The organism is Hypericibacter terrae (genome assembly GCF_008728855.1).
GTDB classification, from domain to species: Bacteria; Pseudomonadota; Alphaproteobacteria; order Dongiales; family Dongiaceae; genus Hypericibacter; species Hypericibacter terrae.
In genome coordinates, this window is the sequence record NZ_CP042906.1 from 84,771 (window position 1) to 103,572 (window position 18,802).

An 18,802-nucleotide genomic window follows, 5' to 3' on the forward strand; every position below is an offset into this window, starting at 1 on the left:
GCCGCGATTCATTCGGGAGAGCGTTCGTCGGCCGGCGGGTGCGTATAGCGCATCATCCGGGTGAAGCTCATCGAGATATGGGCGCGTCGGATATGACCCACTGCTTCCAGGTCGCCCGTCTCCGCAGCGGCCAGGATATCTTCCATCTCGCGCCGGAAGATCGCGAACTCCTCGGCCAGCTTGAGCTGCGGCATCATCATCAGCCAGATGCGCGAGGTTTGGAAATAAAGGCGCTCGCTGATCTCGCGCAACGGTTGATTGCCGGTCATGGCGGCTATCTCGGAGAAGAAATCCATGTTGAGCCGGGAGAAGGCCTTGTATTCCGGCTCCTTCGAGAGCGCGTCGCATCGGGTTATGAGGGCCCGGATCCGATCGAGATCCTCGGGCGCGCGCGGTATCGGCGAGAGGCGTCCAACCAGCACCGCGAGCTCCATGCGCAGATGATAGATCTGCTGCAGCTCCTCCAGCTTCACGCTGGTGACGATATGGCCGACCCCGTGAAGCGCCTCGATCAGGCCTTCGGCCTCTAGCCGCCCGAGCACGCGACGGACAGGCGTGCGGCTGATGGCGAACTCCTCCGCCAGTTCTTCCTCGGACAATCGCCCGCCTGGCGGATACTCGAACAGGCAGATACGGTCCCGGAGCGTCCGATAGAGCCGCTCGAAGCGTTCGCGTGACGGCGAGGGGCGGCGCGCCTTGCGCCCGGCGCCGTTCGGTTTCTCGACAGCGTTCATGCCTCCCTCGAACTCATGCGGCCTCCAGGACGGCGCTGAGGAACTGCCGGGTGCGCTCGTTCTCGGGCGATCCGAAGATCTTTTCCGGCGGACCCTGCTCGCAAATTCGGCCACCATAGAAGAAGCAGACACGGTCGGCGAATTCCTTGGCGAACCCCATCTGGTGGGTGACCATGAGCATGGTGAGGTCCAGTTCCGAGCCCAGCTTGCGGATCACGTTCAGCACCTCGCCGACGAGCTCGGGATCAAGCGCGGAGGTGACCTCGTCGAAGAGCATGACCTTGGGGCGCATGGCAAGGGCTCGGGCGATGGCCACCCGCTGCTGCTGCCCGCCCGATAATTGGGCCGGGTAGTGATTGAGCTTGTCGCCCAGCCCGACCATCGCCAGAAGCTCGCGCCCCCGCGCCTCCGCTTCCGCCTTGGAGAGATTGAGGACGGTGCAGGGCGCTTCCATGCAGTTCTTCAAGGCGGTCATATGCGGAAAGAGATTGAAATGCTGAAACACCATGCCGATCTTGCCGCGCATGCGGCGGAGATGGCGGGCATCCGCCGGCACCAGGCCGTTGTCGCGCGGCATGCTGGTCAGAGGTTCGCCATCGACCCAGATGACGCCGCCATTGATCCGTTCGAGCGTCATCAACATCCTGAGCACAGTGGTCTTCCCCGAGCCCGATGGGCCGATGATGGCGACTTTTTCGCCCGAGGCGATGTCCAGATCGAGCTGGTCGAGCACGACATAGGCGCCGTAGCTCTTCGTCACCTTGTCGAAGCGCACCATGGGCTGCGCCGGATCGGATGGATGCGCCATGCGGGCCTGCTCTCTCTGGCTCGTGCGGGGAACGGTCTCGGTCATGGCCGGATGATCCGCCGGCCCAGCCGCGATTCGACCAGCCGGATCAAGCCGGCGGCGACCAGGCTGAAGAGCAGGAAGATAACGCCCACCATCGTGATCGGCTCGGTATAGCGGAAATTGTCGGAGCCGATGATCTTCGCGGTCTGCATCAACTCGAGGACCGCGATCGCCGACAGGAGCGGCGTGTCCTTGAAGAGCGCGACCAGGTAGTTGCCGAGCGCCGGAACCACGGGTGGGATCGCCTGCGGAATGATGACGTCGCGAAACGTATGATAGGGCGACAGGTTGAGGGCGGTCGAGGCCTCCCATTGGCCGCGCGGAACATTCGCCAGTCCGGCGCGATAGACTTCCGAGCAATAGGTCGCGTAATGGACCCCCAGCGCGAGAACGCCGGCCGTCATCGCGCCGAGGGTGATGCCGATCTCGGGGAAGACGAAGTAGACGAAGAAGATCTGGATCAGAAGCGGGGTCGAGCGGATGAATTCGATCAGGCCCGCCAGCGGCAGGCTCAGCCATCCGGGCCCATACATCCGGCCGATCGCGAAAGCGAGGCCGAGAGTGATGGCGATGCCGAAGCCGAGCACCGTCGCGGCGAGAGTGACCAGCGAGGCCTGCGCCAGCAGGGGAAGGATTTCGGCGGTGAAATTCCAGTCCCAGAACATCACTGCAGTCTCCCGCGCGCCAGGCCGCGGGCTGCCGCACGCTCGACGCGCTGCATGGCGAGCGTGATCAGCATGGCGATGGCCAGATAGATGACCAGGACGATCGTGAAGATCTCGACAGTGCGATAGGTGGTCGCATTCATCTGCTGCGCCCTGAAGGCGAGGTCGGAGATGGTGATCAGCGAGACCAGCGCCGTGGCCTTGAGGAGCTCGATGAAGAGATTGCCCCAGGGCGGGATCATCGCCACCACCGCCTGCGGCAGGATGATCCGCCGCAGGGCCTGGGCGCGGCTCATATTGAGCGCGACGGTCGCCTCCCACTGGCTCCGGGAGATCGAAGCGACGGCGCCGCGCACCACCTCGGCACCGTAGGCGCCGACATTCAATCCGAGCGCCAGGATCGCAACGGTCAGCGGCTCGAGCGTGATGCCGAGGACCGGAAGGACGAAGAAGAGCCAGAACAGCTGCACCAGGGCCGAGGTGCCGCGAAAGATCTCGATATAGATCACCGCCAGCCACCGCAGCGGCCAGGGCCCGTACATCTTGGCCATGGCGGCGAGAAAAGCCGCGATCACGGCCAGGATGCAGCCTCCCAGCGTGATCTCGATCGTGACCAGGGCCCCTTCGAGAAGCCCCGGGAGGAACTCGCGAAAGCCGGCGAAGCTGGCCACGACGAGGCCGCCCGCGAAAGCGAGAATGGCGCAGACGGTCAGCGGACGAAGCGGCATGCGCGCCATTTCCTGCCGGGGACGGGCCGGCGATCGAGGGCGGACGGAAACCGATGCCCTGCTCCCAGGAGAGCAGGGCATCCCCGGGGAATCAATCTATTCGCCGCTGCAGAGCTCGGCGGTGGTCAGGGTCGGCAGGAAGTTCTTGCCGAATCCGAACGGGGTCACCAGCGCGATATGCTCGGGGCTGCCGATGAACTTCTTCAGCTCCGCATTGAACGCCTCGTAGAGATCCGTGTCTTCCTTGCGGAACGCGATGCCGCCATGGCCGACCACCGATTTTCCGGCGACGGTTCCGAAGGGCGGCGTCGATTCGACGCCGTCATTCTTCGACGCCATGTCGGCGATCGACAGGGCGGTCAACGCCGCGGCATCGGCGCGTCCGGCCTGCACGGCTTTCACCAGGCTCGACTGGTCCGGCAGGATCACGAGCTGCGATTCGGGGATGCCTGAATCCTTCGCGTAGCCCGCCTCCACCGCGCCGGCCATGACCGCCAGCTTCAGCGCCTTGTTCGAGGCGATGGTGCCGTAATCCTTGATGCCCTTGGGGTTGCCCTTCGTCACCAGGAAGGCCTGGCCGATGCCATAGGTGGGCTCGGAGAACTGCACCTGCTTGCAGCGCTTCGGCGTGATGAACATGCCGGCGGCGATGAGGTCGAAGCGGCCCGCCTGCAGGCCGGGGATCAGCGAGCCGAACTCGGTGAGCACGCCGTCGACCTGCGGAATGCCGATCTTCGCCAGGATGGCCTTCACCACCTCGGGCGACTCGCCGGTGAGCTTTCCGTCGGGGGTGGCGAAACCATAAGGCGCCTCATTGGCGAAGCCGACGCGGATGAATCCCTCGCGGCGCGCGCGCTCGAGGGTCGTTTCGGCAAAGGCGGGGCCGATGCCGGCAAGGGTCACGAGGCCGGCCGTCAGACCCATCAGGGTCCGCCGCGAAATCGCAGAACTGGTCATCTCATTCCTCCCGTTTTCTTTTGTGGCTCGGCGCAGGGCCCGACATGTCGGCGTCCAGGAGAGAATGCAGCAGCCCGGACCTTCGCAAGGCTCGGCGGCAAGCACCCACAGACTGCCCAATTTTCCCGGACACTTCAATAGATGTGCACATCTATAATTAATTTTGGCGAACACCCCTTGATTATTGGCAGAAAATGACCTCTCATCGATGTTGATGTACACAACAAACTCCTGCGCCAGGGGCGCCGGCCTTGGCAAATCGACCCGTCGCGCCGCCCCTCGCGTTCGCCCAAACCCTTGAGCGGACGACCGATGGCCCAACCCTATTTCGCGGCGGAGGAATATGGGGCGAGGCTCGCGGCCCTGCGCGTCGGCATGGCCGCGCGCGGCATCGAGCTCGCGCTGCTGTCTGCGCCCGAGAACATCTTCTATCTGACGGGCCTCGATCACTGGGGCTACTTCGCGCCGCATATCCTGATGGTGCCGGCCGAAGGCGAGCTGGTCCTGGCCACGCGGGCCATGGAGAAGGTCACGGTCGCCAACCAGGTCGCGAATGCCCGCTTCGAAGGCCATGGCGACCAAGAGACGGTTGCCGATGCCGTCGGCCGCGCCTTGCGCGACGTCCGGGAGAAGCCGTCGCGGATCGGGATCGAAGCCTGGTCCTCCGGTTTGCCGCAGGGCCTCGCCGCGGCCTTGCAGCGGCAGATGCCCCGCGCCGACTGGATCGATCTCACCGGTCTGGTCGACGGCCTGCGCATGGTCAAGAGCGAGGTCGAGCGGGCCTATATGCGAGAAGCGGCACGGATATCGGATGCCGGCGCGGCCGCCGCGATCGAGGCGATCGGCCCCGGCGCCAGCGAGCGGCATGTCGCGGCCGAGTGCGAACGGGCGATGATCGAGGCGGGCGGCACGTTCCCGGGCTTCGGTCCCTTCATCCGCTCCATCGCGCGCCTGGGCGAAGAGCATACGAGCTGGAGCGACACCCGGCTCCGGCCCGGCGAATCCGTGTTCCTGGAGTTGACCGGCTGCGTTGCGCGATATCACGCGCCCCTGGGCCGCTTGATTCACATTGGGCGGGCGCCGCCCGACGCGCATGAGATGGCGGATCTGGCGCGGGCCGCGTTCGACGCGGTCCTGGACTCGCTTTGCGAAGGGGCGCTGTTTCGCGACGTCTATGCCGCCTGGCAAGGCGTCGTCGATCGCGCGGGCCTGTCGCATTACCGGCGCCATCATTGCGGCTACATGGTCGGGATCGGTTTTCCGCCGAGTTGGACCGGCGGCAACAAGGTCACGGGCCTGCGCGCCGACAGCGACATCCCCGTCAGGATCGGCATGAGCTTCCACGTCCTGTCCTGGCTCATGGGCACGGGCCGCGGCGATTACTTCATTTCCAACACGGTGCTGCTCGGCGAGGAGGGGCCCGAGGTCCTGACCCGGACGCCGATGCAGGTCACCGCGCGATAGCGCGACAGGAGGAGCGACCCCATGGAGTTCGGCAAGAACAACACCGCCTTCGGCGAAGGCGAGTTTGCGGCGCGGATCGCCAAGACCAAAACGCGGATGGAAGCGGCCGGGCTCGACGCGCTCATCGTCTGCGATCCCGCCAATTTGAATTATCTAACCGGCTATGACGGCTGGTCTTTCTATACGCCGCAGGCCGTGGTCGTGCTCCAGGAAATCGACAAGCCGTTTTGGTTTGGCCGGGGCCAGGACGTCAACGGCGCCAAGCTGACGACGATTCTCCCCGCCGATCACATCGTCGGCTATTCCGACGATCACGTGCAGTCGACCGCCAAACATCCGATGCAAGCCCTGGCGCGATGGCTTCAGGAACGCGGGCAGGCGTCGAAGCGGATCGGGGTCGAGGCCGACTCCTATTATTTCACCGCCAGGTCGCTCGAGGTTCTCCGCCGCGAGCTGCCAAATGCCCGATTCGAGGACGCGGACCTGCTGGTGAACTGGATCCGCGCGGTCAAGTCGGATGCCGAGATCGCGTTGATGAAGCAGGCCGCGCGCATCACTGAGCTCACCATGCAGACAGCGATCGACACGATCGATGTCGGTGTCCGCCAGTGCGACGCCGCGGCGGCGATCCAGGCCGCCAACACGCGCGGCACGAAGGAATATGGCGGCGACTATCCCGCGATCGTTCCGCTGATGCCGACCGGCGTCGGCACCTCATGTCCGCATATGACCTGGCTCGACGAGCCATTCCTGGCGGCGACCGGAACCAGCATCGAGGTCGCAGGTGTTCGCCGACGCTATCATGTGCCGATGACCCGCACGCTCTATCTGGGCAAGCCGCCCGAGAAGATGCGCCATGCGGCCGAGGTCGTGCTCGAAGGGATTTCCGCGGCGCTGGAGGTGGCCAAGCCTGGCGCGCTTGCACGGGACGTCCACGCCGCTTGGACCCGCACGATCGAACGCCACGGGCTCTTCAAGGACTCCCGCTGCGGTTACTCGATCGGTCTCAATTATCCGCCGGACTGGGGCGAACGGACCATCTCGTTTCGCGCCATCGACGAAACCGTGCTCGAACCCAATGTGACGATGCATTTCATGCCTGGGATTTGGCTCGACGATTGGGGCATCGCCATTTCGGAGGCGATCCGGATCACGGCGACGGGCGTCGAGACTTTCTGCAATTTCCCCCGCCGGTTATTCGTGAAGTAGCGACCGGCTTCTTTCGCTTCACGACACCGGCGGCGCGCCGCCTTCCGAGCGCCGGCGTGCGACGAAGCTCTCCAGCGCTTCGGTGACCGCGGGATCCTTCGCCGGGGCCACGAACTCCTTCAGCACCTTCTTCCACAGGCCGTTCGCGCGCTCGGTCGCGGTCTTGGCGCCGTCCTCGGTCCAGGCGCCGAAATTGCGCCAGTCCGATACCAGCGGCGTGTAGAAGGCCTTCTCGTAGCGTGCCATCGTATGGGCGGTGCCGAAGAAATGACCGCCGGGTCCGGCTTCCACGATCGCCTCGACGCCGATCTCGTCTTCGCTGAAGGGCACCGGCCGGAACAGCTCGGCGAACATCTGCAGCATCTCGACATCCAGGATGAATTTCTCATAGGAGGCCGCGAGCCCGCCCTCGAGCCAGCCGGCGCCATGGATCAGGATGTTGCAGCCGCCCATGATGGCGCCCCAGAGCGACATCTCGGATTCATAGGCCGCCTGCGCGTCGGCGATGTTCGAGGCGTTCACGTTGGAGGAGCGCCAGGGCAGGTTGATATGCCGCGCGAGCTGCCCGGCGCCGAAGGCCGCCTTCACATATTCGGGCGTGCCGAAGGCGGGCGCCCCCGACTTCATGTCGACATTGGAGGTGAAGCCGCCATAGGAGACGGGCGCGCCGGCCCGCACGATCTGGGCGAGCGTGATGCCGGCGAGCGCCTCGGCATGGGCCTGGGTCAGGGCGCCCGGCAGGGTGATCGGCGCCATGGCGCCGGCGAGCGTGAAGGGGGTGATGATCGAGAGCTGGCCCGCGGCCGCGAAATCGATGATCCCCTGCGACATCGGGATGTCGAGCTGCAGGGGCGAGTTGGTGTTGATGACAGTGTAACTGTGAGGCTGCGCTTTGAACTGGGATTCGCTCAAGCCGGCGTTGATCCGCACCATCTCGAAACAGTCGCGCACCTGCGGGCCGCCGCGGCCATAGATGAAGGGCGCTTTGTCGCCCAGCGTCAGCATGGCCAGCATTGTCTCCAGATGCCGGAACTCAGGCGGGATGTCCTGCGGCTCGATGCAGGCGCCGAGGAAATGGATCACGTCATACTGCTGCGACAGCTTGGCGAAGTTACGGAAATCCTCGAGCGTGCCGCTGCGCTTGCCGCGCTCGATGTCGGTGACATGCGGCGGCCCGCCGACGGGGATGACGCTGAGATGCTTCTGGGCGATATGCTGGCTGCGATGGGGCGCGGGTGCCACCAGATCGAAGGCGGGCGGCGCCGTGCGCAGCGCCTGCTCCACCAGCCCGCGATCGATCCGCACCATGCGGCTCGCCTCGTCGACCGAGGCGCCGGCGGCCTTGTATCGCTGCCGCGCCTCGGGCAGCAGCACGCGCACGCCGATCTCCTCGAGGATCCGCAGGGCCGCCCGATGCATCGTCTCGACCTGGTCGTCGGAGAAGATCCGCATCGGCTCGAACGGAATGACGAGCCGGCGATAGGGCTCGCTGCGGGCCGCCTGGTTCGCGACATTGTCGCTCGCCGTGCGGCGACGGATGCGCCGGTCGGCGCGCGGATCGCCGGTGCTCATGGGATCGGTTCCCCGCTGGGTTGGATCGGATTCAATCTCTGGACATGACTGTACATAACCGGCTGGCAAGACGCAAAAGCAGGGTCGTGGCCAGAAGGCAGCGGGGCCGCGCCCTTGCCGGACGCGGCCCCTGTCTTCACGGGAACAAGCCCGCTCCCGTCAGATGATCTGCAGGAAGATCAGGATCAGGCCCACCACCGACACGGCCCAGGCGGCGGTCCGCAGCCAGGGGATGCCGACGACATAGATGATGGCGTAGGCAAGGCGCGCCCACAGGAAGAGCTGGGCGCCCAGCACGGTCATGCTGGTGCTGATGCCGGCCGCGTGCGCCACCAGGACCAGCCCGGCGAACAGCAGCAGATTCTCGATCATGTTCAGGTGGGCGCGCCGCGCCCGGCCGGCCCAGCCGGTCGGCGCCGCGATCCCTTCGCGGTTGCCGGCGAGGGCCGGGACACCCACCTGCAAGGTGTGGCCGGCGACCGCGACCAGCATCTGGATGAAGGCCAGGGCGATCGCGCAGACCAGCAGCGTCAGTTCTGTCGTCATGATGCTTCCCCTCCGCTTGGAGCCGGCTTCGTCAGGTCGAGTCGGCCCTGACCCATCTTAATGCCAATCCTGGTCATTTGGATGCAGGACGGTCGGGGGCATAATCTCGACCGGCGCCCATCGGGGGCGGGGGATGGAACCATGGCCAAGGGACGCGTCATCGCCTTCATCGTCAGGGAAATCAAGGAAATCATTCCGCCGACCCTGTTCTTCATGATTGGGTTCAACGTGATCGTCCTGACCACGCAGCTCATCGTGAACGACTACCTGCCCGACTTCTTCACCGGCCTCGCCAACTTCATCCTCGCCACCACGGCGGCGCTCGTCGTCGGCAAGGCGGTGCTGGTGGCGAACGCGCTGCCCTTGCTACGGCGCTACGATACCGCCCCCTTGATCGAGCCGATCCTCTACAAGACGGTGGTCTATTGCCTGCTGGTGCTGGTGGCCCGCGTGCTCGAGCGCCTCATCGAGTATTTCGTCCATGGCGGCACCTTCGCCGGCATCCCGGATTATTTCTCGGCGCATTTCACCTGGGACCGCTTCCTGGCGATCCAGATCTGGATCTTCGTGCTGTTCCTGATCTACACGACGTTCAACGAACTCAATGAGCTGTTCGGCGAGGGCGAGCTCTACAAGATCCTGTTCAAGCGGCGCTCGTCGGAGATCAAGCTCGGCCGCCGCCAGCGGATGCGCTCCCTGGTCCGGCTGAACGAGCTGACCATCGCTCACGCTGTGGACGAACTGCGCGATCCCGGCAGCCAGGCGCATGCCGATATGGTCGAGCTGCTTCAGGATCTCGCGAAGAAGAACCGGGGCTCGCCGCAGCGGGCGTGAACCCCGCCGATCGGGAGGGGCTGCCGTCCGGCCGAGATCAGCGGCGAGACGGTTTCGCGTGATAAGTGAGGGCCAGCCCGATGCAATGCCTCAGCGCCGCTTTGGGCAGTTTGTCGTCGCGCTCGAACAGGAGCGCGCGATTGCCCTCGAAGGCGAACGTGTCCGGATAGAGCTCGCGGAAGCTGTCGATCAGCGTGGTCTGGCAATGGAAATAGGCGGCCCAGCTGCGTATCGGCCACATCGAGGATCAGGCTCCGCAGCGCCAGCAAGGCGGGCCGCAAGGCCGGCGGATAGGCCGCGAAGACCTTCGCCACGGCGGGATCGCTGAAGGGGCGATGTTTCATGGCCGGCAGATCAGCAGAATCGGTCGGATGCCGCAATCGCGGGGGCGGTCGAAATTTAGCGTCATGCGCAGAGACCGGAATAGCGATAGCCTCGACGGCTTCCCACGCCGTGGAGGACAGATCCCATGACTGACAAGCCGACCTCGATCGACGCCGACGGCGTCTTCGCTCCCTTCTCTGCCGAGCGGGCGCCGTGGCAGGAAGAGTTCAACCATGGCCGCTATGGCAGCCGGTGGCAGCAACTGGGCGACTTCGGCGGCGGCTCGCATCTGGGCGTGCTGCGCGAGGAACTGCTCCCGGGCTGGCAATCCAACCTGCTGCATTATCATCTGCTCGAGGAGGAGCATGTCTTCATCCTGGAGGGTATGCTCACTCTACGCCTCGGCGACAAGTCCTATGTAATGAAGCCGGGCGATCATGTCTGCTTCCCCGCGGGCCAGGCGGTCGGCCATTGCCTGGTCAACCATACCGACAAGCCCTGCCGCTATCTCCTGATCGGCGAGCGCAACCCGCACGATGTCTGTGTCTATCCGGAGACGGGCCGCGTCGGCGTGAAGCTGATGGGCGAGGGTTATCGCCGCGCGGCGCGGATGGCCTATTGGGAGGACGCCCCTTGACCTGCGCCCGCGGGCGCTCCTCCCGATCCGCGGCCGGTTTGATTCAGATCAATGCGGGGCGGTGGCCGGTCCCTAATCTGCGAGCATCGTTTTCTGTCGGCAATGCGACCGGTCCCGCTTGCGTTTCCGCGGCGCCGGTCCGTAGGCAGGCTGTCAAACGCGATGACGCAGATCCTCGATCAGATCGGGCGCGACCACCGCAACATGCGTCTCCTCCTCGACATCGTCGAAGAGGAGATGAATGCCTACCATGAAGGGCGCACCCCCGACTTCGACCTGCTGCGGTCGATTGCGGAATACACGCTGCATTATCCCGACCTGTTCCATCATCCGAAAGAGGATCTGATCTTCGAGCGGCTGGTCATGCGCGACCCGTCGGCGAAGGCGGCCATCGGCGACCTGATCGGGGAACATGAGCGGCTCGGCGAACTGACCCGGCGGTTCGCCGCGGCGATCGGCAATGCCGCCCGGGATGTCGAGATGCCGCGCGCCTGGCTCGAGGCGCTGGCGACGGAGTATCTCTCGGTGAACCGTCAGCATATGCAGGCCGAGGAGAAGCATTTCTTCCCTCGCGCCCTCGCCGCGCTCACGGATCAAGACTGGGCCGAGATCGACGAACGGGCCGTTCATGTCAGCGACCCGATTTTCGGCCCGCGGGTCGAGCACAGCTATCTCGCCATCCATGAGCGGATCCGGATCTTCCGCCTGTGAGGCCCGGCCTCGAGGCCGGAATCAACCGCGCGTGCTGACCGCCGATCGGGGCAAGCGATCGGGCGCTGCGGGAAACCAGGCCGTCTGCCGCCGCGCCATGGCGGGATGGATCAGGTGAATGGAGGAACGGCACAGGCTGCAATGGAGGAGCGCCGTCGGCGGATCCTCCAGCGAACGGTCATAGGCGGCCGGTTCCGCATAGCGGACCGAGGGCGGCAACGCGAAACGGCGCGACAGCCCGGCGTCATCGACACAGCATTGTGCCTCCACATCCGGGCCCGCCCAGCGCCGCAGGTAGAGCCCGTGATCGCGCAGCGCGCGCTCGATCGGTTGCAGATGCGGGCAGGTCGCGGTTTGGCGGCGATCCAGATCATAGGCGATCTGTTCATCCGACCAGGATTGACCGGCCTCGATCAGTTTCACATAGCGGAATTTGATCGGATCGGCGGCAAGGGCCGCCAGGCGCTCTCGTCTTGCAGCCTCATTGGCCAGGCGCTGGCGACGCAAGCGCGGCCGATGGAAATCGAATCCGTCGGGAAGAATCCCCCAGTCCGACGCGCGGGGCTTTCCAGGGCGCCAGCGCTTGGCGGCGACGACGATGACGGCCGCCAGCACCGCGACCGCCACGGGGAGGCTGTTGGCGATCGCCGAGGGGGCTGGCTGGCCGGAGAGGTAGTACCCGGCCCCGATCACGATGACGAAGCCGGCGCCCACGCCGGCCATGGCCAGGAGAACGCCGCCCGGAAAGCGCGAGGGCGGAGCGGCGCTCATGACGCTGCGCGCAGGGTCGGCTCCGCCGATCCGGCAAAGGCGGTCTTAACCTCGCGGTCGAGCAGCACCCAGAGCCCGAAGCCGCCCAGCACCGTGCCGATCGGAAAATTGAGCACCTCGAGGCCCGAGAGGATGATGATCAGGATGCGCGCCCAGGGCTGCAATCGCAGCAGGCCGATGCCGCCGATCAGGCCCGGCAGGAACAGGAAGACGGCGACGATCGAGAAGAGCGGCCCGACATAGAGCAGCGCTGCGGTGCTGTCGTCGTCGGGCGAAAACCACAGGCCGCCGCAAAGCGCCAGGCCCGCGATCAGGCCGATCCCGCCGAGCAGGGTATGGAGCCAGCCGAGAATCTTGATCTTGATGTTCATGGGGCCGATGCGCCTGCCGTGGCGGGTTGATTCCCGCTTAGGGGCTGCAGTCTATCACAAGCCGGCGAAACCGGCTCAGCCCCGGGCGTCGTTGGCCTGGACCATCTTCATGGCGAGGTCGCGGCCCAGGACCTGATGCACCACGCTGGCGATCGCGCTGTCGGATCGAAAGGCCTTCTTGAGCGCGGATCGGGGAAAGGCCAGGACCTGCGCCTTGTCCTTGATGGTGACGGAGGCACTGGCGGGCTTGCCGGTGAGGAATGCGACTTCGCCGACGAAAGCGCCGCGCTCCAATTGAGCGACCGTCCTGCCGCGGACATTGACGGCCGCCTGGCCCGAGCCGAGAAGATAAAGCTCGTCCACGGGCTTGTCTTCGCAGGTCAGTAAAGTACCCGGCTTCAATGTCCGCCATTCCGAGGCCCTGAGCAGCTTGGCGATCTGGAAATTGTCGAGCCCGGCCAGAACCTCGAGCAGGAGCGCCTTCTCGTCGAGAGGCATCTGCAAGCTGCGTTTCTCCCACAACAGCCGCGCGATCTGAACGACGTTGATCAGAATGAAGACGAGGTTCCAGACGATGCCGGTATAGAGATTGGAACCGATCAGCCCGAAATAGACGGTCTCGAGAACGAATCCGACCACCGCGAGGAGGCGCAGCCACAGCATCCCTCGCACATAGTAGGAAAAGGCGATCGCGATATAGGAGAGATTCGCCGGAATGTCGGCGAGGCTGAATTGCGGGACTGCCCAGTCCATTTCCTATCACCTCGCTCCTATGCGGCCCCATGCGAACATAGTCGCTCTCGCCGGAAACCCTGCCGCCGGCCCAGAGGGCCGGTATAGAATGCCCTTCCGCAAATCGGTCGGCATCGCTCACGCCTCGATCAGGGTGGCGTGGGCTTCATCTTTGCAAGGGCGGCCGGGTGCTGCCGCCGCGCCACGCGTTCACACCGCCGAGGCGCTCGCCAGGCTCGGATGGAAAACAGGCCGATAGCCGGCGGCAAATGCTTTCACGGTCGAGGGCGGCGTCAGCAATTGGGCGTTCTTCGGCGAAATCGCGGCCGACTGGTAGCCGGCCGGCGTCCAGCGAAACGGCTCTCCATGAAGGACCGCGAAGGCCTCGTCTTCCACCGCGATCATCGCGCCGTCGGGCAGGTCGCCGATCGGTCGAGGCAGGGGATGGCGACGCTTGGCCTTGCCATCGAGCCGCTCGGCGTGAAGCACGCGATCCATGGCCGGTGCGCTCGGCGGGGCGGCGTGAGTACCGTGCGCCCAGCACGCCCGGAAACGGTTCGCCGCCTCGCGCCGGCAGAAGAAGCAGGGGCGGTGCCCTGCCGCCAGCGCTGTCGCCTCGTCGAGGAAAAAGAGTTCCGTCCAGCTCCGCTCGCCCATCACCTCCCTGCGCATGCCTTTATACTCGCAGAGGCAGACGATCCAGGCCTTGCCGGTCCAGCGTCGCGCCAGCAAGGTCCGGGTCGCCGGATCGTGGATGATCCCGCGATTGCCGGTGAAGAGGCCGCGCTCCGGGACGGCCAGGATCTCGCCGAAAGGCGTGACGCGATTTTGCAGCGGCATTCCTATTTGACGCGCTCGATCAGCGCCATCGCCGCCGCCGGGTTGCGAACCTTGCCGCCGCTGATGACATAGAGGAAGACCTCGCGCGGGCCCGCCTTCTTCGGCGGGGGCGTCACCGACTCGAGATCCTCCGGCGTACCGCCGGCGGCCCAGGTCCGGGCCCGCTTGGCCCATCGGTCGAGGGCCTTGGCGGAATAGCCGGTCTTCTCCTTCTCCACCGTTCCCATGATGCGCGCATAGACGAAGGGTGCCGTCACGTCGGCGATCACGGGATATTCCGAATCGCCGGCCAGGACGATCGCGACGCCATGCTTGCGGGCGAGGGCCACTGCCTCCGGCGTCTTGAAGCTCTCATGGCGCAGCTCGACAGCATGGCGGATCTTCAGCCCCTCGACGCTCTTGGGGAGGAGTGCCAGGAAGCCCTCGAAATCGGCCGCGTCGAATTTCTTGGTCGGCGCCAGTTGCCAGTTGATGGGCCCCAGCTTCTCCTTCAGCTCCGTCACGCCGCTGGCGAAGAAGCGCTCGACGGATTCGCCGGCCTCGGCCAGAACGCGCCGGTTGGTGGCGAAGCGCGGCCCCTTGAGCGAGAACAGGAAGCCCTCCGGCGTCTCGTCATGCCATTTGCGGAAGCTCGCCGGCTTCTGCGAACCGTAGAAGGTGCCGTTGATCTCGATCGAGGTGAGCTTGCGGCTGGCATATTCGAGCTCGCGTTTCTGCGCCAGGCCGTCGGGATAGAACGCGCCGCGCCAGGGCTCGAAGACCCAGCCGCCGACGCCGATATGGATGAGCGATTTTGCTGCGCGCGCCATGTCTCGACTCCCTGGCCGTCATAGATTGCCCGGCTTGAACTGTCTGCGATATCGGCTGGTGTTGGTCTCCGAGATCATGAAGATGCCGTCGCCCCGATAATGGATCTTGCGCGGGAATTCCGGTGCGGTCGCCGCGTGCGCCTTCACCACTTCCCAGGCGAACAGACTTTATTTCCGGATCAGGCGCGAATCCACCAGCTTGCATTCGAAATCGGCGTGGCACTCGCCGATGAGCGGGGCCCGGACCTGCGAGGCCGGCGGCGCGGCCGGATATGCCTGCCGCCTTGTTGCGGCGGGAACCGATTGTCGCGAGAAATGCATAACGCCAGCAGTTGCGTTCTCCCCCTGCACCGCCTGATCGCCTATCTCCTTCCCAGGGGCCGTGTTGCGCCTGGCCGTCGCCGTCGCCCGTGGCAGCTGGACCCTGGATCGATGCTTGCACGCGGTGTGCAGGAGGCACGGATGACGCCTCATCTTCAAAGATCTTTGGCCGCTCCCAGCTCTTTTCCCCGGCTCAGATGCTGCTGGCGGTCGCTTTGTGCGGTGGCTTCGTGGCCCAGTCCGCGATTCCGGGCCAGGCGCCCGCCTCCGACGAGACGTTGGCGCCGAGCGGCGGGGAAGCGGCCTTCCTGGCAGAAAACCAAGCCGCGATAGACCGCATGATGGGCGACATGGACGTCACGCCGACGGGCGATGTCGATCGCGACTTCGTGGCTATGATGACTGTGCATCATCAGGCGCCATCGACATGGCCGAGGGCCTCCTGCGCTATGGCCATAACCAGCAGCTCCGGCACATCGCCGAGGAGATCATTGTGGATCAGCAGCAGGAGATCGCGGCGATGCACCTCGCTGTCGGCGAGCCATCGGCCGCCTTCGCCGGCGTGCGGTTATAGACCGTCACCTCATGCCCGGCCTTCACGAGATTCAGCGCCATGCCGGCGCCCATTTGCCCGAGTCCGATGAAGCCGACCCTCATCTCTCTCTCCTTCATTGCCGCCGTCGATTCCCCTGCACGCGGTGGGGTTTCCGGGTTCGTCTTCCAAAATAAATCGAGCGATAGCATCGACTCTCATGACAGTCGAATGACATCGGATCTTCCGACCCCGCGATCCGGACTGCGGCATTTCGCGCGCGCGCCGTCCCGGCTCGTCCCCTCCATATCGCAACGGGCACAATATGATCTTGTACGCTTCGCCCATTCGCCACGGCCTGAACCGGCTCAACAAGGTTTGAACGATTGACGGACCACAGCAAGGATGCCGGGCAGGGCCCGTCGTCGGCTCTTATCATCCTGTTTGCGATCGCGACCGGCGCGCTGGTCGCCAATCTCTATTACGCGCAGCCCCTGATCGCCTCGATCGGGCCGGAGCTCGATATCAGTCCCGACCTGGCAGGCTCGATCGCCAGCGTCAGCCAGATCGGCTACGGCGTCGGCTTGTTCTTCCTCGTCTCGCTGGCCGACCTGGTGGAGAACCGCGCCCTGGTGATGGGCACATTGGCGCTCACGATCGTCGGATCGGTGGCCGCCGCGACCGCCACCAGCGCGCCCGTGTTCTTCGCCGCCTCGCTGCTGACGGGCCTCTGCTCGACCGGCGCGCAGGTTCTCCTGCCCTTCATCGCCCATCTGGCGCCGGAGGCGCGGCGCGGCCGCGTCGTCGGCAGCGTCATGGCCGGGGTGCTGACGGGCATCATGCTGGCAAGGCCCGCGGCGCTTTTCGTCGCCGCGGCGTTCGGCTGGCGCGCGGTGTTCTGGGCCTCGGCGGGCCTGATGCTGGCGATCGGCGTGATGCTGGCGCGCGTCATGCCCCGCGAAAAGCCGCGCGGCGGCATGCATTACGGCCAGATCCTGCTCTCGATGTTCGAGCTGTTCCTGCAAGCGCCGGCTTTGCGCCGCCGCGCCGCCTATCAGGCTTTGATGTTCGCCGCCTTCAGCATGTTCTGGACCGCGGCGCCGATCATGCTCGCGGACCGCTTCGGCCTATCGCAGTACAGCATCGCGATCTTCGCCCTGGCCGCGGCCGGCGGCGCGCTGGCGGCACCCTTCGTCGGCCGCCTCGCCGATCGCGGCTTCACGCGCGTCCTGACCGCGGGCGCGATGATCACGCTGGGCCTGTCCTTCTACGGCACGGACCGGGCGGTGACGGCATCCTCGATGGTGGCGCTGGTCCTCCTGACCGTGCTGCTCGACGCGGCGGTCCAGACCAACCAGATCACGGGCCAGCGCATCATCTATGCGGTTCCCGTCGAGACGCGCGGCCGGATGAACGCCATGTATATGACGCTGCTCTTCGCCGGCGGTGCCATCGGCTCGGTGCTGGGCACCATGACCTATCACTGGGGTGGCTGGAACGCGACCGCGAGTGCGGGCGGCGTCATGGGGCTGCTGATGCTCCTGCTGTTCGCGGCCGAGCTGCGCGGCTGGATCTGAGAGGGGCGACGGATCCGATCGCCCTCGGGCGAGAAGGTGAAGCGCAGGACCGCGCGATCATAGGCGGTCCCTCGGCTCGACTTGCGGCACGGACGCAGGGGCGATTTGCGGCGAGCGCAGGCCGGAGTCATGAGAGCCCCGGCGCCTCTTTTTCCGCGAAGCCTGCCGGTATAACGTCGGCGTGGCCGATCCTGGCCCGATCCGCCGAGCGGGAGGAGCTCATGACAGACCCGAAGGGAACATCCGCCCGGACTCTTGCTGGAAAGTGTTTCTGCGGCGCCGTCCAGTATGAAGTGGCGGACGCGTTCGGCTATGCCATGAACTGTCATTGCTCGCAATGTCGGCGGACGACTGGCTCGGCCTTCAAGCCTTTCGCCGGCATCGAGCGCGACAAGCTGCGCGTCACCGAGGGCGGGGACAAGCTCATGCGCGTCGGCGACGAAACCGGCCATGACGCCCACTGCGGGCAGTGCGGCTCACTGCTCTATTCGGTCGTTCGAGAGGGCGCCTTCATCCATGTCGCCATGGGGACCCTCGTCGACGATCCCACTATCCGTCCGACAATGCATATCTTCGTCGGCTCCAAGGCGCCGTGGTTCACCATCACCGACGACCTGCCGCAATTCGAGGAACATGCTATGGCGGCCGGTCCGTACGGCAGCTAGAGACCGGCGATGACCGCGCAGGAATTCGTCGGCGCGGGATTATTGCCGGACGATCCACGTCGGGCCTGACCATCCCGATATCCGGCGCTGACGAGCTATTGCGACACCATGGTCGTCAAGGCGCTCTTCGCGGCTCACGCCGCGGCTGCGACGTCCTGAGACCGGGGCGGCGTCTCGGGTCCGCGGCCGGGCGCGACCGGTTGCCAGACGACGGGATTGCGCGCATGCTGGCGCCGCAGCCGGCAAAAGAAAAACATCGCACGGCAGCAGGGGAATCCATGTCGTTGGAAGTGATCGGGCCCGGCTTCGGCCGGACCGGAACATTGTCGCTGAAGCAGGCGCTCGAAATTCTGGATTTCGGCCCGTGCCATCACATGGAAGAGGTTTTCAAGAACCCCGCGCAGGTGCCCTATTGGCAGGCCGTGGCGCAGGGCAGGCCCGTGGACTGGCACGAGGTGTTCGCGGGCTACCGCTCGCAAGTCGACTGGCCGGGCGCCCATCCCTGGCGCGAGCTGGCGGCCGCCTATCCCAAGGCCAGAGTGGTGCTGAGCGTCCGGCCGGAAGAGGCCTGGTGGAAGAGTTTTTCCTCGACCATCGGCCTCCTTGCCGATGCGCCGGAGCGGGCAAGAATGCCGCCGCATGTGAACGCGATGCTCGATGTCGGGATCGACCTCATCCAGAACCAGACCTTCGGCTGTCCGTTCGCCGACCGTGAGGGGGCCTTGCGCGCCTATCGCCGGCGCATCGAGGAGGTGCGCGCATCCATCGCGCCGGAGCGATTGCTGGTGTTCGACGTGACCGAGGGATGGGAGCCGCTTTGCAGGTTTCTGGGCAAGCCCGTTCCCGACGTTGCTTTTCCCCGCAGCAATAGCCAGGAAGAGTTCTGGAAGCTGGTTCGCGGCGAGCCGCATTGACGGCGGCGAGCGACAACGATCATGAAGAAGACGACAACA

At 65.5% G+C, this 18,802-nt stretch carries 23 protein-coding genes and 1 pseudogene; 9 read left to right on the forward strand and 15 right to left on the reverse strand.

Annotation, left to right across the window (positions count from 1 at the left end; genetic code table 11):
* Positions 1-8 precede the first annotated feature (8 nt).
* The 5 genes from FRZ44_RS00405 to ehuB all read right to left on the reverse strand — a co-directional run bounded on the left by FRZ44_RS00405 (position 9) and on the right by ehuB (position 3,934).
* Positions 9-734, reverse strand: coding sequence for a GntR family transcriptional regulator (locus tag FRZ44_RS00405; RefSeq protein ID WP_151175320.1), 726 nt, complete (start codon positions 732-734; stop codon positions 9-11).
* A gap of 13 nt (positions 735-747) precedes the next feature.
* Positions 748-1,587: an amino acid ABC transporter ATP-binding protein gene (gene ehuA, locus FRZ44_RS00410; protein ID WP_456077620.1), complete on the reverse strand. Its 840-nt coding sequence runs from the start codon at positions 1,585-1,587 to the stop codon at positions 748-750.
* Positions 1,584-2,249 carry an ectoine/hydroxyectoine ABC transporter permease subunit EhuD gene (gene ehuD / locus FRZ44_RS00415; RefSeq protein ID WP_151175321.1) on the reverse strand — a complete coding sequence of 222 codons (666 nt, stop codon included), beginning with the start codon at positions 2,247-2,249 and terminating at the stop codon, positions 1,584-1,586. Before ehuD ends, ehuA begins: the two co-directional genes overlap by 4 nt.
* Entirely contained in the window at positions 2,249-2,977 is a 729-nt protein-coding gene (gene ehuC, locus FRZ44_RS00420) for an ectoine/hydroxyectoine ABC transporter permease subunit EhuC (RefSeq protein WP_151175322.1), read from the reverse strand. Before ehuC ends, ehuD begins: the two co-directional genes overlap by 1 nt.
* Positions 2,978-3,073: 96 nt before the next feature.
* Positions 3,074-3,934: an ectoine/hydroxyectoine ABC transporter substrate-binding protein EhuB gene (ehuB, locus tag FRZ44_RS00425; RefSeq protein WP_151175323.1), complete on the reverse strand. Its 861-nt coding sequence runs from the start codon at positions 3,932-3,934 to the stop codon at positions 3,074-3,076.
* A gap of 312 nt (positions 3,935-4,246) precedes the next feature.
* Here ehuB and FRZ44_RS00430 point away from each other — a divergent pair, with 312 nt between their 5' ends.
* A complete protein-coding gene (locus FRZ44_RS00430) occupies positions 4,247-5,398 on the forward strand; it encodes a M24 family metallopeptidase (protein WP_151175324.1) in 1,152 nt (383 codons plus the stop codon).
* Positions 5,399-5,419: 21 nt separating this feature from the next.
* Positions 5,420-6,607 carry a M24 family metallopeptidase gene (locus FRZ44_RS00435; protein WP_151175325.1) on the forward strand — a complete coding sequence of 396 codons (1,188 nt, stop codon included), beginning with the start codon at positions 5,420-5,422 and terminating at the stop codon, positions 6,605-6,607.
* Positions 6,608-6,625: 18 nt separating this feature from the next.
* Here FRZ44_RS00435 and FRZ44_RS00440 read toward each other — a convergent pair whose 3' ends face one another.
* Positions 6,626-8,179 (reverse strand): trimethylamine methyltransferase family protein, encoded by a 1,554-nt coding sequence (locus tag FRZ44_RS00440; protein ID WP_151175326.1) that lies wholly within the window; start codon positions 8,177-8,179, stop codon positions 6,626-6,628.
* A gap of 159 nt (positions 8,180-8,338) precedes the next feature.
* A complete protein-coding gene (locus FRZ44_RS00445; protein ID WP_151175327.1) occupies positions 8,339-8,725 on the reverse strand; it encodes an MAPEG family protein in 387 nt (128 codons plus the stop codon).
* 141 nt (positions 8,726-8,866) lie between these two features.
* Here FRZ44_RS00445 and FRZ44_RS00450 point away from each other — a divergent pair, with 141 nt between their 5' ends.
* Positions 8,867-9,559: a hypothetical protein gene (locus FRZ44_RS00450; RefSeq protein ID WP_151175328.1), complete on the forward strand. Its 693-nt coding sequence runs from the start codon at positions 8,867-8,869 to the stop codon at positions 9,557-9,559.
* 37 nt (positions 9,560-9,596) lie between these two features.
* Here the strand turns inward: FRZ44_RS00450 and FRZ44_RS00455 are convergent, their stop codons facing one another.
* Positions 9,597-9,800 carry a hypothetical protein gene (locus FRZ44_RS00455; protein WP_225308478.1) on the reverse strand — a complete coding sequence of 68 codons (204 nt, stop codon included), beginning with the start codon at positions 9,798-9,800 and terminating at the stop codon, positions 9,597-9,599.
* 228 nt (positions 9,801-10,028) lie between these two features.
* On the opposite strand from FRZ44_RS00455, the gene FRZ44_RS00460 reads away from it, so the two are divergent.
* Positions 10,029-10,520, forward strand: a complete 492-nt coding sequence (locus tag FRZ44_RS00460; RefSeq protein ID WP_151175329.1) for a cupin domain-containing protein — start codon at positions 10,029-10,031, stop codon at positions 10,518-10,520.
* 162 nt (positions 10,521-10,682) lie between these two features.
* Positions 10,683-11,231: a hemerythrin domain-containing protein gene (locus tag FRZ44_RS00465; RefSeq protein ID WP_191908332.1), complete on the forward strand. Its 549-nt coding sequence runs from the start codon at positions 10,683-10,685 to the stop codon at positions 11,229-11,231.
* Between the two features lie 21 nt (positions 11,232-11,252).
* Here the strand turns inward: FRZ44_RS00465 and FRZ44_RS00470 are convergent, their stop codons facing one another.
* The 6 genes from FRZ44_RS00470 to FRZ44_RS27470 all read right to left on the reverse strand — a co-directional run bounded on the left by FRZ44_RS00470 (position 11,253) and on the right by FRZ44_RS27470 (position 14,901).
* On the reverse strand, positions 11,253-12,002 hold the full coding sequence (locus FRZ44_RS00470; protein ID WP_151175331.1) for a hypothetical protein: 750 nt from the start codon (positions 12,000-12,002) through the stop codon (positions 11,253-11,255).
* Positions 11,999-12,373, reverse strand: coding sequence for a hypothetical protein (locus FRZ44_RS00475; RefSeq protein ID WP_151175332.1), 375 nt, complete (start codon positions 12,371-12,373; stop codon positions 11,999-12,001). Before FRZ44_RS00475 ends, FRZ44_RS00470 begins: the two co-directional genes overlap by 4 nt.
* 75 nt (positions 12,374-12,448) lie before the next feature.
* On the reverse strand, positions 12,449-13,126 hold the full coding sequence (locus FRZ44_RS00480; RefSeq protein WP_151175333.1) for a cyclic nucleotide-binding domain-containing protein: 678 nt from the start codon (positions 13,124-13,126) through the stop codon (positions 12,449-12,451).
* Between the two features lie 189 nt (positions 13,127-13,315).
* Positions 13,316-13,945: a hypothetical protein gene (locus FRZ44_RS00485; RefSeq protein ID WP_151175334.1), complete on the reverse strand. Its 630-nt coding sequence runs from the start codon at positions 13,943-13,945 to the stop codon at positions 13,316-13,318.
* Between the two features lie 2 nt (positions 13,946-13,947).
* Complete coding sequence (locus FRZ44_RS00490; RefSeq protein ID WP_151175335.1) at positions 13,948-14,754, reverse strand: DUF72 domain-containing protein; 807 nt, start codon at positions 14,752-14,754, stop codon at positions 13,948-13,950.
* 18 nt (positions 14,755-14,772) lie between these two features.
* Positions 14,773-14,901, reverse strand: coding sequence for a hypothetical protein (locus FRZ44_RS27470; protein ID WP_263641905.1), 129 nt, complete (start codon positions 14,899-14,901; stop codon positions 14,773-14,775).
* A 601-nt stretch (positions 14,902-15,502) separates the two neighbouring features.
* On the opposite strand from FRZ44_RS27470, the gene FRZ44_RS27200 reads away from it, so the two are divergent.
* Entirely contained in the window at positions 15,503-15,649 is a 147-nt protein-coding gene (locus FRZ44_RS27200; protein WP_225308479.1) for a DUF305 domain-containing protein, read from the forward strand.
* A 17-nt stretch (positions 15,650-15,666) separates the two neighbouring features.
* On the opposite strand, the pseudogene FRZ44_RS27560 reads toward FRZ44_RS27200, so the two are convergent.
* Positions 15,667-15,819: pseudogene (locus FRZ44_RS27560) on the reverse strand (NAD(P)-binding domain-containing protein); the annotation flags it as partial.
* 174 nt (positions 15,820-15,993) lie between these two features.
* Between FRZ44_RS27560 and FRZ44_RS00505 the strand changes: the two are divergent.
* The 3 genes from FRZ44_RS00505 to FRZ44_RS00515 all read left to right on the forward strand — a co-directional run bounded on the left by FRZ44_RS00505 (position 15,994) and on the right by FRZ44_RS00515 (position 18,763).
* Positions 15,994-17,184: an MFS transporter gene (locus tag FRZ44_RS00505; protein WP_225308480.1), complete on the forward strand. Its 1,191-nt coding sequence runs from the start codon at positions 15,994-15,996 to the stop codon at positions 17,182-17,184.
* Between the two features lie 221 nt (positions 17,185-17,405).
* Positions 17,406-17,849, forward strand: a complete 444-nt coding sequence (locus tag FRZ44_RS00510) for a GFA family protein (protein WP_151175336.1) — start codon at positions 17,406-17,408, stop codon at positions 17,847-17,849.
* A 278-nt stretch (positions 17,850-18,127) separates the two neighbouring features.
* Positions 18,128-18,763 (forward strand): sulfotransferase family protein, encoded by a 636-nt coding sequence (locus FRZ44_RS00515; protein ID WP_151175337.1) that lies wholly within the window; start codon positions 18,128-18,130, stop codon positions 18,761-18,763.
* Positions 18,764-18,802 lie beyond the last annotated feature (39 nt).